This is a genomic window from Streptomyces sp. NPDC048481 (genome assembly GCF_043200075.1).
In the GTDB taxonomy this organism is placed as follows: domain Bacteria; phylum Actinomycetota; class Actinomycetes; order Streptomycetales; family Streptomycetaceae; genus Streptomyces.
The window spans coordinates 373,146-386,669 of record NZ_JBICXC010000007.1 but is presented as its reverse complement, the minus strand read 5'-3'; the positions used below and the strand labels follow the sequence as shown (position 1 = coordinate 386,669).

Sequence of the window (13,524 nt, the reverse complement as noted above, 5' to 3'; positions counted from 1 at the left end):
ACGTTCGGAATTTGGTCTATGGTGGGGGAGGGAGAGTAGTGAACTGATGTTCGATTCGGTCGGGCTCATGCGATGCGGGAGGTGCGGATGCCGGGGTTCACGCATCTGCACACCGTCTCCGGGTTCTCCCTGCGGTACGGGGCCTCGCACCCGGAGCGGCTGGCCGAGCGCGCCTCGGAGCGGGGCATGGACGCCCTCGCCCTCACCGACCGCGACACCCTCGCGGGCACGGTCCGCTTCGCCAAGGCCTGCGCGAAGGCGGGCGTGCGCCCGCTGTTCGGGGTGGACCTGGCGGTGACGGCCCCCGAGCGCCCGCAGGGCGACGCGTCCGTGCGCCGGGACCGCCGCCGAACTCCCGTGCGCGGCGGCGCCTTCGTCGACGAGTCGACGCCCCGCGTCACCTTCCTCGCCCGCGACGGCGCGAAGGGCTGGGCCGACCTGTGCCGGCTGGTCACGGCCGCGCACGCGGGGGACGGGGGCGGGGACGGCGCGGCCCTGCCCGCGCTGCCCTGGGCCGACAACCACGGCGACGGCCTGACCGTCCTGCTCGGCCCTGCCTCCGACGTCGGCCGCGCGCTCACCGCGGGCCGTCCGGACCGGGCCGCGCGGCTCCTCGCCCCCTGGCGCGAGGCGTACGGCGACGCCCTGCGCCTGGAGGCCGTCTGGCACGGGCGCACCGGCACCGGCCCCGGCTCCCTGCGGCTGGCCGCCCGCACCGTCGGCTTCGCCGCCGAACAGCGGATCCGGCCCGTCCTCAGCAACGCCGTGCGGTACGCCGACCCCGGCCAGGGCCCGGTCGCCGACATCCTGGACGCGGCCCGCCGGCTCGTCCCCGTCGACCCCGCCAGGGAACTGGACTCGGGCGAGGCCTGGCTCAAGGGCGCGGACGCCATGCTCGGGGCGGCGGAGCGGATCGTGGAGGCGGCGGGCTTCCGGCGGGACGTCGCCCACCGGCTGCTGGAGCAGACCCGGGCCGCGGCCGCCGAGTGCCTGGTCGACCCCGAGGACGACCTGGGCATGGGCGCCGTCCACTTCCCCGAGCCGCACATCGTGGGCGCGGACCGCCGCACCGCCCAGCGGACGCTGGCCTCGCGGGCGGCGGCGGGGATGGTGCTGCGCGGCTACGACCGCTCCGCGACGGCGCGGGCGTACTGGGAGCGGATGCACGACGAACTCGACATCATCGCCCACCACGGATTCGCCTCCTACTTCCTGACGGTCGCTCAGGTCGTGGACGACGTGAGGAAGATGGGCATCCGGGTCGCCGCGCGCGGTTCGGGCGCGGGCTCCCTCGTCAACCACCTCCTCGGCATCGCCCACGCCGACCCCCTGGAGCACGGGCTGCTGATGGAGCGCTTCCTGTCCCGGGAGCGGGTCGTGCTGCCCGACATCGACGTCGACGTGGAGTCCGCGCGCCGGCTGGAGGTCTACCGCGCGATCATCGGCCGTTTCGGGGCCGAGCGGGTGGCGACGGTCGCGATGCCGGAGACGTACCGCGTCCGGCACGCGATCCGGGACGTCGGCGCGGCCCTGTCCATGGACCCGGCCGAGATCGACCGCGTCGCCAAGTCCTTCCCGCACATCCGGGCCCGGGACGCCCGCGCGGCCCTCGCGGAACTGCCCGAACTCCGGGCGCTGGCAGGGGAGAAGGAGAGGTACGGGCGGCTGTGGGAGCTGGTCGAGGCCCTCGACGCCCTCCCGCGCGGAGTCGCCATGCACCCGTGCGGGGTGCTCCTGTCCGACGCCTCCCTGCTCTCCCGCACGCCGGTCGTGCCCACCAGTGGCGAGGGGTTCCCGATGGCCCAGTTCGACAAGGACGACGTCGAGGACCTCGGGCTGCTCAAGCTGGACGTGCTGGGCGTGCGGATGCAGTCGGCGATGGCGCACGCGGTGGCGGAGGTGGAGCGGGCCACGGGCGAGCGCGTCGACCTGGACGCGGTCGAGGAGGGCGACCCGGCGACGTACCGGCTCATCCGGTCCACCGAGACGCTCGGATGCTTCCAGATCGAGTCGCCGGGCCAGCGGGACCTGGTGGGCCGGTTGCAGCCGGCCTCCTTCCACGACCTCGTCGTCGACATCTCCCTCTTCCGGCCCGGCCCGGTCGCCGCCGACATGGTGCGGCCGTTCATCGAGGCCCGGCACGGGCGCGCGCCGGTCCGGTACCCGCATCCCGACCTGGCGGAGCCGCTGCGGGACACCTACGGCGTCGTCGTCTTCCACGAGCAGGTCATCGACATCGTCGCGATCATGACCGGCTGCGGGCGGGGCGAGGCGGACCGGGTGCGGCGAGGGCTGTCCGACCCGGAGTCCCAGGGGCGGATCAAGGTGTGGTTCGCCCAGCACGCGGCGGCCCGGGGCTATGACGCAGAAACGATTCAGCGGACCTGGGAGATCGTCGAGGCCTTCGGCTCCTACGGCTTCTGCAAGGCGCACGCGGTCGCCTTCGCCGTCCCCACGTACCAGTCGGCGTGGCTGAAGGCCCACCACCCGGCGGCCTTCTACGCCGGACTGCTCACACACGACCCCGGGATGTACCCCAAGCGGCTGCTGCTGGCGGACGCCCGGCGGCGCGGGGTGCCGGTCCTGCCGCTGGACGTGAACCGGTCGGGCGTCGCCCACCGTATCGAACTGGTGTCTGAATCAAGAGAGTCGACGGCGCCGACGAAATCCCCCAATGCGGCCGATTCCGGCGATCCGGCCGGTTCCGCCGGGCGTTGGGGGCTGCGACTGGCCCTCTCCGACGTCCACGGCATCAGCGAGGCCGAGGCGGCGCGGATCGCGGACGGGCAGCCGTACGCCTCGCTGGTGGACTTCTGGGAGCGGGCGCGTCCGAGCAGGCCGCTGGCGGGACGGCTCGCCCAGGTCGGCGCCCTGGACGCCTTCGGCGGCAACCGGCGTGACCTGCAACTGCACCTGACCGAGCTGCACCGGGGCGGACGCGGGGCGGGCGGCGGGCAGCTCCCCCTGGCCGGCGGGCGCAGGACGGCCCCGGCGGGCCTGCCCGACCTGACCTCCGCCGAGCGGCTCAGCGCCGAGCTGGGCGTGCTGTCCATGGACGTCTCGCACCATCTGATGGACGACCACGGCGACTTCCTCGCCGAGCTGGGCGTGGTCTCGGCCCGGCGGCTGCGGGAGGCGCGGCACGGGGAGACCGTACTGGTCGCGGGCGCCAAGGCGGCCACCCAGACCCCGCCGATCCGGTCCGGCAAACGGGTCGTCTTCAGCACCCTGGACGACGGCACCGGCCTGGTCGACCTGGCCTTCTTCGAGGACTCCCACGACGCCTGCGCCCACACCGTCTTCCACTCCTGGCTGCTGCTGGTGCGCGGGGTGGTGCAGCGGCGCGGGCCGCGCAGCCTCAGCGTGGTGGGCTCGGCCGCCTGGAACCTCGCCGATCTGCTGGAGGTGCGCCGGGACGAGGGGCTGGAAGGGGTCGCGGCCCGGCTGGCCGCCCCGGAGGGTCCCAGCGCGGGCGCCCCCGGCGACGGCGACGGCCCGGCGCGCGGCCGCCTCGCCGGTTCGGACGGACCGCCCGCGCCGGCGGGCTCGGCCGCCCAGGACGCGATGGAGCGGCGCCGGCTCCGCATGCCCACGGGGTACGAGATGCACCCCTGGGCCGATCTGCGCCCCGCGGGCGAAGGGCCCGCGGTGGGAAGGAAGTTGTGGCACCAGAGTCCGGGGAGTGCGGGATGACCATCCTCTGCGTACGTTTCCAGCTTCCTCCGGCGCGCGAGGCCGCCCTGCCGGCGCTGCTCGGGCTGCTGGAGGAGTTCACACCGGTCGTCGAGGCGCTGCCGCCGGACGGGGCGCTGGCCGATCTGCGGGGCGCCGAGCGGTACTTCGGGCGCAGCGCGGTGGAGCTGGCCTCGGTCGTCCGGGTGCGGGCGCTCGCGCTGCACGGCGTCGACTGCGTGATCGGCGCCGGCCCCGGCCCGCTGACGGCCCGCATGGCGCTGCGGGACGCCCGGCCCGGGATGACCCGGGCGGTCCCCGCGGACGGGGTGCGCGCGTTCCTCGCCGGGCAGCCCGTCACCGCGTTGCCCGGGGTCGGCGCGGCGACCGCCCGCGTCCTGTGCGAGTACGGTCTGGACACCCTCGGCCGGGTCGCCGCCGCACCCCTGTCCACGCTCCAGCGCCTGGCCGGCGCGAAGGCGGGCCGGGAGCTGCACGAGAAGGCGAACGGCGTCGACCGGGGCCGGGTGGTGCCGAACTCCGTGTCGCGGTCGCTGGCCGCGGAACGCCCCTTCGACCGCGACGAGCTGGACCCCGGCCGGCATCGCCGGGCCCTGCTCTCGGCCGCCGGGGAACTGGGCGTCCGGCTGCGCGCCGTGGGGAAGGTCTGTCGCACCCTGACCCTCACCGTGCGCTACGCCGACAGATCCTCCACCACCCGCAGCCGCACCCTGAAGGAGCCGACCGCGCATTCGGCGGCCCTGACCGGGGCGGCGTACGGACTGTACGAGGCGCTCGGTCTCCAGCGTGCCCGGGTCCGTGCGGTCGTCCTGCGCGCCGAGGCGCTGGGCCCCGCCGAACAGGCCTCCTACCAGCTCACCTTCGACCCCGTCGACGAGAAGGTCCGCCGGATCGAGGAGGTCGCCGACCGGGTGCGGGCGAAGTTCGGTCCCGACGCGGTGAAGCCGGGAACGCTGGCGGCGTGAGGGGCGGCGGGGTCAGTTGGCCCACGGGGGAGCGATCCGGGTGCCGTCGGCGAGTTCCGCCTCCAGGCCGATGGACGTGGTGACCCAGGACAGCGCGGTGTGGTCGGTCGGGTTCTCGACGGCCAGGGTCGCCCCCGGGTTGACGATCACCGTGTCGCCGGCCCTGATCCGCTCGGCGCGGCCGTCGAGGGTGAGGATCAGCTCGCCGACGAGCAGATGGAAGATCTCCTCCCGGCTGACGGTGTGCGCGGGAGCCCTGGTCCCGGCGGGGATCTCGCCCCGCCAGGCGCACAGTTCCTTGCTGCCGGTGAGGGGGGTGGCGTACGAGACGAAACGGGCGCCGTGGATCTCGTGGGTGACGGCTTCGGCGGAGCGGACGACGGGCACGGGTGCCTCCTGGAAGGAAATGGTCAAGCAGGTTGACTAAGTTCCTCTATGGTCAAGTTGCTTGACCATATTGTCAAGGGTGTTTCAATTGCGGCCGTGCATGATTCCGAAGCCCTCGCCCTGTCCGCCGTCCTGCTCGCCGCCGCCGGGGAGCTGACCCGGCGCATCGACGACGGCGTCACCGCCCGCGGCTTCGAGGCGCGGCCCTCCTACGGCTTCGCCTTCACGCGGCTCTCCCGGGGCGGCGCGACCGTCACCGAGCTGGGCGTCCATCTCGGCGTCACCAAGCAGGCGGCGAGCCAGCTCGTCGACGAACTCGTGCGCCAGGGGTACGTCGAGCGCCGGCCGCATCCCGGGGACGCGCGCGCCCGGCTGATCGTGCTCACCGAGCGCGGCCGGGACTGCACCCGGGCGGCGGAGGAGGCGGCCGCCGAGGCGGTGCGGGCCTGGGGCGAGGTGCTCGGCGAGGAGCGGCTGAGCGCCCTGTACGCCCAGTTGGCACGCATTGCACCGGAAGGACCCATTCGCCCCGTCTGGTGATCGCTTATCACTGGCGGCGGCCCGGTCGTGGCTATCACTGGAAGTTTTTACCGACGCGTAACTTCACACTTCACTTACTCGCCCGTAACTTGACGAGTGAACAGCATCCTCGTGATCCGGATCACAGGCGTAAGGCCATCGCACCTCCCTTGATCCGCAAGGAGACCGATCGATGCTGCCCTGGAAGCGTGTGCTCCGACCGTTCGCCGCCCTGCTGCTGGCCGCCGCGGCCCTCACCGTCCCCGCCGTCTCCGCCGCCCACGCCGACTCCGACTCCGCCGCTGCCGGCGCCGAGACCGCCGCCGTCAACGCCGCGGCGAGCGGCTGGAACGACTACCGCTGCAAGCCCTCCGCCGCCCACCCCCGCCCCGTCGTCCTCGTGCACGGCACGCTCGGGAACTCGGTCGACAACTGGCTGGCCCTCGCCCCCTATCTCACGGTCCGCGGCTACTGCGTCTTCTCCGTCGACTACGGCCAACTGCCCGGCGTCCCGCTCTTCCACGGCCTCGGCCCCATCGACGCGTCGGCCGGACAGCTCTCCGCCTTCGTCGACAAGGTGCTCGCCGCCACCGGCGCGGCCGAGGTCGACCTCGTCGGCCACTCCCAGGGCGGCATGATGCCGCGCTACTACCTGAAGTTCCTCGGCGGCGCCGCCAAGGTCGGAGCGCTCGTCGGCATCGCCCCCGACAACCACGGGGCCACCCTCAGCGGACTCACCAAGCTGCTCCCGTACTTCCCCGGCGCCGAGGACCTGATCACGGCCGCCACCCCCGGCCTCGCCGACCAGTTGCCCGGATCGGAGTTCCTCACCAGGCTCAACGCGGGCGGTGACACCGTCCCCGGCGTCCGCTACACGGTCATCGCCACCAGATACGACGAGGTGGCGACCCCGTGGCGCAGCCAGTACCTCAGCGGCTCCGGCGTGCGCAACGTCCTGTTGCAGGACCTGTGCCCGCTGGACCTCTCCGAGCACGTGGCGATCGCGCTGTTCGACCGGATCGCCTTCCACGAGGTGGCCAACGCCCTCGACCCGGCCCACGCCACCGCCACCACCTGTGCGTCCGTGCTGAGCTGACGCCGAGCCCACCGCGGGCCCCGCGCTGCCCGGGGCCCGCTGTGCAGGATCGTTCCGCCGGGGCCTGTCCGGCCTGAGCCGCCGGTCAGGCCCCGGAGTCGTGCGGCCGCCTCAGCGGCCGTGGCCGCCGGCCGCCGCCCGTCTGCGCACCGACGCGAACAGCAGCCCCGAGCCCAGCGCCAGGACGGCCGCGCCGCCCACCGCCAGATACGGGGTGCCGTCGTCGCCGGTCCGCGCGAGACTCCCGCCCGTGGCCGGCCCGGCGGCCGCCTTCGGCCCGCCGTCGCCGGAGGGCGCCCCGGCCGCGGCGAACTCCGCGCCGGAGGGCTGCGTGCGGGACGGCCGCGGGGCGGACGGCTGCGCCTTGGCCGACGGTCCCGCGTCCCGGTCCGTCGTCGTGGCGGCGTCGCCGTCCCCGTGGCCGTGGTGCTCGACGCTCGACCGGCCGGCACCGGCGTCGATCTGCCGCCCGGACGGCGCGGAAGCGGCCGGCGCCGCTCCGGCGGCCGCACCGCCCCCGCCGCCCCCGCCCGTCCCGGCGAAGGTGACGTCCGAGCATGAGTAGAAGGCCTCCGGGCTGTCCGAGCGCTGCCAGATCGTGTACAGCAGCTGGCGGCCGGAACGCTCGGGCAGCGTTCCCGGGAAGGCGGCGACGCCGCCGGCCGGAACCGGGTCCACGGCCGTCGCCACCGGGTGCCCCAGGTCCAGGTCGGACCAGGCGAGCGGGCGGGCCGGGTCGTATCCGGGCTTGGTGATGTAGACCGTGAAGGCGCCCTTGTGCGGGGCCGTCACCCGGTACCTGAAGGTGTGCGCGCCGCCGGCGACGCTCGTGGCCGGCCGGTCGGTGCGGGCCAGGTCCAGGCCCCTGAACTCCGCGTTGCCCGCGCTGCACAGCCTGCCGTCGGCGATCAGCTCCCGGTGGCGGCCGGCGGCGTCCCCGACGCGAACGCCGTTCCAGTCGTACAGCGCCTGTGTCCCGCCCGCCGCGACCACGGCCCGGCAGGCGGCCGACCTCGGGCTCTCGGGTCCCTCCGCGTAACACTGCGCGACCCGGCTGACCGGACCGATCGTCGAGCCGTGCGCGGACGCCGGCCCGGCGGCCAGCGCGGTCAGGGCCAGCGCGGCCAGACCGGCGGCGGTGACGGCGGCGGCCTTGCGGCGTGCGGGCATGGGGGGTCTCCTGGGAAGCGGGGCGTCGGGCGGGCGGACGGCGGCGAGAACCGCGCCGCGTCCAGGAAACCGTGAAAACCCCTGCTGGAGACGGTTCGAGGCGACCTTTAGGGTCGCCTTAAGGAAGAGCTGAGGCAGAGATCAGACAGGGGCGTCCACCGCATGACGAACGAGGGGATCCGGCCCGCCACGGCGGCCGACGTAGCGGCCGTGAAGGCCGTGACGGACGCGGCGTACACGCCCTACATCGAGCGCATCGGGCTGGTGCCCCGGCCGATGGAGGCGGACCACGCGGCGGACGTCGCCGCGGGGAAGGTGTTCGTCACCGGCGCCCCGGCCACGGACGGCGCGGGCGGCCGCGAGGTGGCCGGTCTCGTGGTCGTCGAGGCGCGCGCGGACCATCTGTTCCTCGACAGCATCGCCGTCCACCCCGACGCCCGCGGCACGGGCGTCGGAGGGCGGCTGCTGCGCTTCGTCGACGCACACGCGCGTGCCCTGGGCCTGCCCGAGGTCAGGCTGTACACGCACGTGATGATGTGGGAGAACCAGAAGATCTATCCGCGCCACGGCTATGAACTCGTGGAGCGGCGCGCGGACGGGGTGTACGACCGCTTCCACTACCGCAAGCGGCTGGACTGAGCGCGGGCCGGCACCGCCCGGGGCGCGCTCCGGGGCCGCCGGACGTCAGCCATCCGGCCACCAGGTGCGCGCGATGTCCTTGCGCACCTCCGGGCGTCCGGCGGGCCGTTCGTCGGCCTCCTCGCGGATCCTGCGGGTGTCCGTCTTCTTCAGGGGCTTCTGCACGGTCGTGCGGCGCATGGCTGCCTCCTAGAGGAGCTACCGAGTTCCGCGTTCTCACGGAGGTAGACCCTTTCGGGGAGAGTTCCTCATCGTCCCCCGGTCTGTCAGTGGCGGGTGTCACGATTCGACTGTCATTCGAGTGTCAGTGGCAGGTGTCACTGTGGGGCACATGAGTGAGAAGAGTGACGCGACGACTTCGCCACGTGTCGACTGGGACGCGGCGGCCGCCGCCTTCGACGAGGAGCCCGACCACGGACTGCGCGACCCCGACGTGCGCGCCGCCTGGACCGGCCGGCTGCGGGCCTGGCTGCCGGAACGCCCCTGCGACGTGCTCGACCTCGGCTGCGGCACCGGCAGTCTGTCGCTCGTCGCCTCCGAACAGGGACACCGGGTGACGGGAGTCGACCTGTCCCCGGCCATGATCGGCCTGGCCCGCGCCAAACTCGCCGGGCGCGACGCCGCGTTCCTGGTCGGTGACGCCGCGGCGCCGCCCGTCGGGGAGGAGCGCTTCGACGTCCTGCTCGTCCGGCACGTGCTGTGGACGCTGCCCGACCCCGCCCGGGTCCTGCGCCACTGGCGCGCCCTGCTGCGTCCGGGAGGGCGGCTCGTGCTGGTCGAGGGTCTGTGGGGGACCGTCGCCCCGGTGGGCATACCGGCGGACCGGCTCACCGCGCTGCTCGCCCCGCTGAGCGACCGTGTGCGCGTGGAGCCGCTGTCGCGGGACGCCCGCCTGTGGGGCGGCCCCGTGACCGACGAGCGGTACGCGGTGGTGGCCCTCGTCTGACGCCCCCGACGGGCCGCTCACGCCAGGAGCGACTCCAGGCCGCCGTCCACGCGGGCGAGCGCCTCCAGTTCGTCCAGGGCGGCCATCGCGGCGGCGGCGGCCGCGGGGTCCCGCCGCGCGAGCCCGCTCTCGGCGAACTCGTCCTCGTCCAGCCGCCGTACGTCGCCGCCGTCGGCGGATCGCCACAGGTCCAGGTCGAGATCCTCCACGACCAGCTCACCGCCGGACAGGGCGGCCGGGCGGGTCACGTCGCAGTACCAGCCCTTCAGGCCGCCCGCCGCGTCGCGCACCTCCTTGACCGAGTACCAGCGCTCACGCCAGTAGTGCTCCGTGAACACGTCGCCCGCCTCGAAGCGGACGAAGCCGAAGTCCCGTACGCCCGCACCGGCCCAGGGCGCGCGCACCGTGATCCGCGAGCCGTCGTCGGACAGGACCTCGGCCGCGTAACGGATCTTCGTCCGCCCCGCCTTGACCAGGACGACGTCCACCTGACCCACCGGCTCAGCCGAGTTCGCGGACATACCGCACCTCCGACGCGCAGATCTCGTACCCGAACCACCGGTTGACCGCGAGCATCGCGTCGTTGCCCGCGTCGTTGCCGGTGTGCGCCTCCGTGTACCCCGCGGCGCGGGCCCGGTGCAGGGAGTGGTTCTTCACCAGCTTGGCCAGACCCCGGCCCCGGTGGGCACGGGCGGTCCCGGTCATCCCCGTGGCATACCTGCCCGCCGTGCCGGTGTGGGCCACGCTGAAGGCCACCGGGCGGCCGTCGGCCACGGCGACCGTGGTCAGCTCCCGGTTCAGATGCGGGTGCCTCCAGTACTCGTCGACCCAGGCCTCGTAGTCGCTCAGCTCGGTGGCGACGTCGCCCGGCTCGTCCGAGCCCGCCTCCGCGTCCAGTTCGAACAGCGGGCGCGGATCGTCCGCGAAGTCGGCGGCGGTGCGCAGCCGCACGCCGGGCGGCGGATCCTGCAACGGCGGCAGCGCGGCCCCGGCCAGGTCCAGCCGGAGGAAGTGGGCGCTGCGCCCGGCCCGGTAGCCGCGCCGCTCGGCGAAGGCCCGGTCGCCCGGCGTGTCCAGCACCCAGGCGAAGAGCTTCGTCGCCCCGTGCGCCGCGAGGTGCTCCTCGGCCGTCCTGACCAGCAGCGCGCCCGCCCCGCGCCCGGTGTGCGCCGGATCCACGTACACGTTGAGCGCGCCCTGGCCCGGCTCCGGACTGTCATGGACGACGTTCACCTGGGCCGTGCCGACGATCTCGCCGTCCGCCACGGCCACCAGCTTGCGGGCGTGGGCGCCGTGGTGGGAGAGCGTGAGGCCGTGCAGCACGGAGGCCGGGCTGAAGAACACGTAGGGCAGTGCGCGGTGCCGGACCCGGACGAAGCCCTCGATGTCGGCGGTGGACTCGGGACGCAGGTCGCGCACGGTGACGGTCATGGGGCGCACGCTACGGTCGGCCGGCCCGGGGACGCCTCCCATTTTCCGCCGGTGCGGGACAATCGGCCCGTGACCTTGAAGATCCATATCGATGACGGCGCCGCACCCTACGAGCAGGTGCGCGCGCAGATCGCCGAGCAGGCCCGGTCGGGAGCGCTGCCGGTCGGCTACCGGCTGCCGACGGTGCGCGGCCTCGCCGAGTCGCTCGGCCTCGCCGCGAACACCGTCGCCAAGGCCTACCGGGCGCTGGAGACCGACGGGGTGATCGAGACGCGGGGCCGCAACGGCACGTTCGTCGCCGCCTCGGGGCCGGCCGCGCACCGGGAGGCCGCCGGCGCCGCGGGCGCCTACGCCGAGCGGGCCCTGCGGCTGGGGCTCACCGAGGAACAGGCCACGGCAGCCGTCCGCGAGGCCCTCCGGGCGGCCTACGGGGCGTGACGGACGACCCATGACCGGCGCAGACCTGCGGTCCGTGCCGGGGCCGGTGGGACGGCCCGTCGCGGGAGGGCTCGGGACGGCCTGGCGCGTGACGTCCCCGCGGGGCAGGGCCCGGCGGGTCGCGCGACGGGGTGTGGTCAGCCGCGGGCGGCGAGCGCGCGCGGTGTGCGCGTCACCCGCAGGCCCGCCCGCTCCGCCGTCCTGCCGAACAGCGCCGCGTCGCCGACGGCCGCGCCGCCGGGGTCGTTGTTGAAGTACGCGTAGACGTCGGCGTCGCGCGCCCAGGTCGTCGCGACGCGGTCGACCCAGGTCTCCAGCGCCCGGTGCCCGTAGCGCGGCCAGGGTTGGGCCCGGCCCTGGTGGAAGCGGACGTACCCCCAGTCGGCGGTGCGCCACAGCGGAGTGACGGGCCGCGACGCGACGTCGGCCCAGCACAGGGCCGCGCCCCGGGACCGCAGCACCTCCCGCACCTCCGCCGTCCACCAGGAGTCGTGCCGCGGCTCCACCGCGACGCGGACGCCCGCCGGGAAGCAGGCCAGACAGGCGTCCAGCAGCCCCGGATCGCCGCGCAGCGTCGGCGGCAGCTGGAGCAGCACCGGCCCCAGGCGCGGTCCGAGCCCGGCCGCGTGGGCCATCAGCCGGTGCACGGGCTCCTCGGGGTCGCGCAGCCGTTTGATGTGGGTCAGATAGCGGCTCGCCTTCACCGTGACCGTGAAGTCCGACGGGACGCGCTCGGCCCAGGACGCGAAGGTCTCCCGCGAGGGCAGCCGGTAGAACGCGTTGTTGATCTCGACGGTGGCGAAGTGGGCGGTGTACTCCTCCAGCCACCGCCGCACGGGCACCTCCGCCGGGTACAGCACGCCCTTCCAGTCCTTGTACTGCCAGCCCGACGTACCGACGTACAGCGTCATACCTCCATCAAAACACCCGGGCCGCGTGCGTGTGCCCCGAGGCGGTCAGAGGTACAGCCCCGCGTCCGCCCCGCCCCGCGGCTCCGGCAGCGAGGCGGGGGAGACCCCCCGGCGCAGCGCGTACAGCTCCGCCAGGGTGGCGCCCTCGCGGCCGACCCCCTCCTCCGTGCCGAGCCAGTCCACCGCCTCCGCGCGGGTCAGCGGGCCGACCTCGATACGGGCCATGCAGCGGCCTGGGCGCACGACGGCGGGGTGCAGCCGCTCCAGGTCCTCGTTGGTGGTGACCCCCACCAGGACGTTGCGGCCCTGCCCGAGCAGGCCGTCGGTGAGGTTCAGCAGCCGCGACAGAGCCTGGCCCGCCGTGTGTTTGGCCTCGCCGCGGATCAGTTCGTCGCAGTCCTCCAGGAGCAGCAGCCGCCAGCGGCCCTTGCCGGTGCCGTCCTCCTCGCCGATCGCGATGTCCATGAGGTAGCCCACGTCGGAGAAGAGCCGCTCCGGGTCCAGGACGCAGTCCACCTGGCACCAGTCCCGCCAGGAGCGGGCCAGGGTGCGCAGCGCGGAGGTCTTGCCGGTGCCGGGCGGGCCGTGCAGCAGGAGCAGGCGGCCCGCGATGTCCTGCGGGGTCGTCGTCATCAGGCCGTCCATCGCCTCGGCGACGGGGGCCGTGTAGTTCGCGCGCACCTCGTCCCAGGTGCCCGCGCTGATCTGACGGGTCGTGCGGTGCGGTCCGCGCCGCGGGGAGACGTACCAGAAGCCCATGGTCACGTTCTCCGGCTGCGGTTCGGGCTCGTCCGCCGCGCCCTCGGTGGCCTCGTCGAGCACCTTGGCGGCCAGTTCGGCGGTGGTCGCGGTGACCGTGACGTCCGCGCCGCGGTTCCAGCGGGAGACCAGCAGCGTCCAGCCGTCCCCCTCGGCGAGCGTCGCGCTGCGGTCGTCGTCGCGGGCGACCCGCAGCACCCGGGCGTGCGCGGGCAGCAGGGTAGCGCCGGAGCGTACGCGGTCGATGTTCGCGGCGTGCGAGTACGGCTGCTCGCCGGTCGCGAAGCGGCCGAGGAACAGCGCGTCGACGACATCGGACGGCGAGTCGGAGTCATCGACGGTGAGCCGGATCGGCAGAGCGTCCTGTGGCTGGGCAGACATGCGGCCATGATCCGGCACCGGGGGCCCGTGCGCATCCGGTTTCCGTGGTCCGCGCGGTGTGTCGGCAATGCCGGACATGCTGCGTGCGGTGCGTTTCACCCCTTTGTCGAACGGCGGGTCAGGAGCCCTTCGGCACCCGCCCTTCCGGGTCGGGACGGGTCCGGCCCGTGCCGAACGGCGTGGCGGGGC

The 13,524-nt window shown here is 74.4% G+C and carries 14 protein-coding genes; 7 read left to right on the top strand and 7 right to left on the bottom strand.

The features are described 5' to 3' along the window. Positions 1-87 precede the first annotated feature (87 nt). Together ACGFSH_RS23185 and ACGFSH_RS23180 are read left to right on the top strand one after the other, a co-directional pair. Entirely contained in the window at positions 88-3,693 is a 3,606-nt protein-coding gene (locus ACGFSH_RS23185) for a DNA polymerase III subunit alpha (protein WP_393351526.1), read from the top strand. Then, positions 3,690-4,658, top strand: a complete 969-nt coding sequence (locus tag ACGFSH_RS23180; protein ID WP_393351524.1) for a hypothetical protein — start codon at positions 3,690-3,692, stop codon at positions 4,656-4,658. Before ACGFSH_RS23185 ends, ACGFSH_RS23180 begins: the two co-directional genes overlap by 4 nt. Before the next feature lie 12 nt (positions 4,659-4,670). Here ACGFSH_RS23180 and ACGFSH_RS23175 read toward each other — a convergent pair whose 3' ends face one another. Beyond that, positions 4,671-5,045, bottom strand: a complete 375-nt coding sequence (locus ACGFSH_RS23175; protein ID WP_329416977.1) for a cupin domain-containing protein — start codon at positions 5,043-5,045, stop codon at positions 4,671-4,673. Positions 5,046-5,141: 96 nt separating this feature from the next. On the opposite strand from ACGFSH_RS23175, the gene ACGFSH_RS23170 reads away from it, so the two are divergent. Both ACGFSH_RS23170 and ACGFSH_RS23165 read left to right on the top strand, forming a co-directional pair. Beyond that, on the top strand, positions 5,142-5,585 hold the full coding sequence (locus ACGFSH_RS23170; protein WP_393351522.1) for a MarR family winged helix-turn-helix transcriptional regulator: 444 nt from the start codon (positions 5,142-5,144) through the stop codon (positions 5,583-5,585). 172 nt (positions 5,586-5,757) lie between these two features. Then, a complete protein-coding gene (locus ACGFSH_RS23165) occupies positions 5,758-6,660 on the top strand; it encodes an esterase/lipase family protein (protein ID WP_393351519.1) in 903 nt (300 codons plus the stop codon). A 111-nt stretch (positions 6,661-6,771) separates the two neighbouring features. On the opposite strand, the gene ACGFSH_RS23160 is transcribed toward ACGFSH_RS23165, so the two are convergent. Then, positions 6,772-7,830 carry a lytic polysaccharide monooxygenase gene (locus ACGFSH_RS23160; RefSeq protein WP_393351518.1) on the bottom strand — a complete coding sequence of 353 codons (1,059 nt, stop codon included), beginning with the start codon at positions 7,828-7,830 and terminating at the stop codon, positions 6,772-6,774. A gap of 162 nt (positions 7,831-7,992) precedes the next feature. Here ACGFSH_RS23160 and ACGFSH_RS23155 point away from each other — a divergent pair, with 162 nt between their 5' ends. Further along, complete coding sequence (locus ACGFSH_RS23155; RefSeq protein WP_393351516.1) at positions 7,993-8,469, top strand: GNAT family N-acetyltransferase; 477 nt, start codon at positions 7,993-7,995, stop codon at positions 8,467-8,469. 45 nt (positions 8,470-8,514) lie between these two features. On the opposite strand, the gene ACGFSH_RS23150 is transcribed toward ACGFSH_RS23155, so the two are convergent. Further along, on the bottom strand, positions 8,515-8,649 hold the full coding sequence (locus ACGFSH_RS23150) for a hypothetical protein (RefSeq protein WP_329408356.1): 135 nt from the start codon (positions 8,647-8,649) through the stop codon (positions 8,515-8,517). 151 nt (positions 8,650-8,800) lie between these two features. Between ACGFSH_RS23150 and ACGFSH_RS23145 the strand changes: the two genes are divergently transcribed. Beyond that, on the top strand, positions 8,801-9,415 hold the full coding sequence (locus ACGFSH_RS23145; protein WP_393351514.1) for a class I SAM-dependent methyltransferase: 615 nt from the start codon (positions 8,801-8,803) through the stop codon (positions 9,413-9,415). Between the two features lie 17 nt (positions 9,416-9,432). On the opposite strand, the gene ACGFSH_RS23140 is transcribed toward ACGFSH_RS23145, so the two are convergent. Both ACGFSH_RS23140 and ACGFSH_RS23135 read right to left on the bottom strand, forming a co-directional pair. Further along, positions 9,433-9,936 (bottom strand): DUF402 domain-containing protein, encoded by a 504-nt coding sequence (locus ACGFSH_RS23140; protein ID WP_393351512.1) that lies wholly within the window; start codon positions 9,934-9,936, stop codon positions 9,433-9,435. Beyond that, positions 9,917-10,846, bottom strand: coding sequence for a GNAT family N-acetyltransferase (locus tag ACGFSH_RS23135; RefSeq protein ID WP_393351510.1), 930 nt, complete (start codon positions 10,844-10,846; stop codon positions 9,917-9,919). The genes ACGFSH_RS23140 and ACGFSH_RS23135 overlap by 20 nt, the downstream gene beginning before the upstream one ends. A 69-nt stretch (positions 10,847-10,915) precedes the next feature. Here ACGFSH_RS23135 and ACGFSH_RS23130 point away from each other — a divergent pair, with 69 nt between their 5' ends. Then, complete coding sequence (locus ACGFSH_RS23130; protein WP_393351507.1) at positions 10,916-11,284, top strand: GntR family transcriptional regulator; 369 nt, start codon at positions 10,916-10,918, stop codon at positions 11,282-11,284. A gap of 137 nt (positions 11,285-11,421) precedes the next feature. Here ACGFSH_RS23130 and ACGFSH_RS23125 read toward each other — a convergent pair whose 3' ends face one another. After that, on the bottom strand, positions 11,422-12,195 hold the full coding sequence (locus ACGFSH_RS23125; RefSeq protein WP_393351505.1) for a DUF72 domain-containing protein: 774 nt from the start codon (positions 12,193-12,195) through the stop codon (positions 11,422-11,424). Positions 12,196-12,240: 45 nt separating this feature from the next. Beyond that, positions 12,241-13,335: a DUF5925 domain-containing protein gene (locus tag ACGFSH_RS23120; protein WP_393351503.1), complete on the bottom strand. Its 1,095-nt coding sequence runs from the start codon at positions 13,333-13,335 to the stop codon at positions 12,241-12,243. Between the last annotated feature and the right edge of the window lie 189 nt (positions 13,336-13,524).

What these genes read in the sequence shown, in the direction of transcription:
- ACGFSH_RS23185 (WP_393351526.1), top strand. Translation starts at nt 88, where the DNA reads ATGCCGGGGTTCACGCATCTGCACACCGTCTCCGGGTTCTCCCTGCGG.
- ACGFSH_RS23180 (WP_393351524.1), top strand. Translation starts at nt 3,690, where the DNA reads ATGACCATCCTCTGCGTACGTTTCCAGCTTCCTCCGGCGCGCGAGGCC.
- ACGFSH_RS23165 (WP_393351519.1), top strand. Translation starts at nt 5,758, where the DNA reads ATGCTGCCCTGGAAGCGTGTGCTCCGACCGTTCGCCGCCCTGCTGCTG.
- ACGFSH_RS23160 (WP_393351518.1), bottom strand. Translation starts at nt 7,830, where the DNA reads ATGCCCGCACGCCGCAAGGCCGCCGCCGTCACCGCCGCCGGTCTGGCC.
- ACGFSH_RS23155 (WP_393351516.1), top strand. Translation starts at nt 7,993, where the DNA reads ATGACGAACGAGGGGATCCGGCCCGCCACGGCGGCCGACGTAGCGGCC.
- ACGFSH_RS23150 (WP_329408356.1), bottom strand. Translation starts at nt 8,649, where the DNA reads ATGCGCCGCACGACCGTGCAGAAGCCCCTGAAGAAGACGGACACCCGC.
- ACGFSH_RS23145 (WP_393351514.1), top strand. Translation starts at nt 8,801, where the DNA reads ATGAGTGAGAAGAGTGACGCGACGACTTCGCCACGTGTCGACTGGGAC.
- ACGFSH_RS23140 (WP_393351512.1), bottom strand. Translation starts at nt 9,936, where the DNA reads ATGTCCGCGAACTCGGCTGAGCCGGTGGGTCAGGTGGACGTCGTCCTG.
- ACGFSH_RS23135 (WP_393351510.1), bottom strand. Translation starts at nt 10,846, where the DNA reads ATGACCGTCACCGTGCGCGACCTGCGTCCCGAGTCCACCGCCGACATC.
- ACGFSH_RS23125 (WP_393351505.1), bottom strand. Translation starts at nt 12,195, where the DNA reads ATGACGCTGTACGTCGGTACGTCGGGCTGGCAGTACAAGGACTGGAAG.
- ACGFSH_RS23120 (WP_393351503.1), bottom strand. Translation starts at nt 13,335, where the DNA reads ATGTCTGCCCAGCCACAGGACGCTCTGCCGATCCGGCTCACCGTCGAT.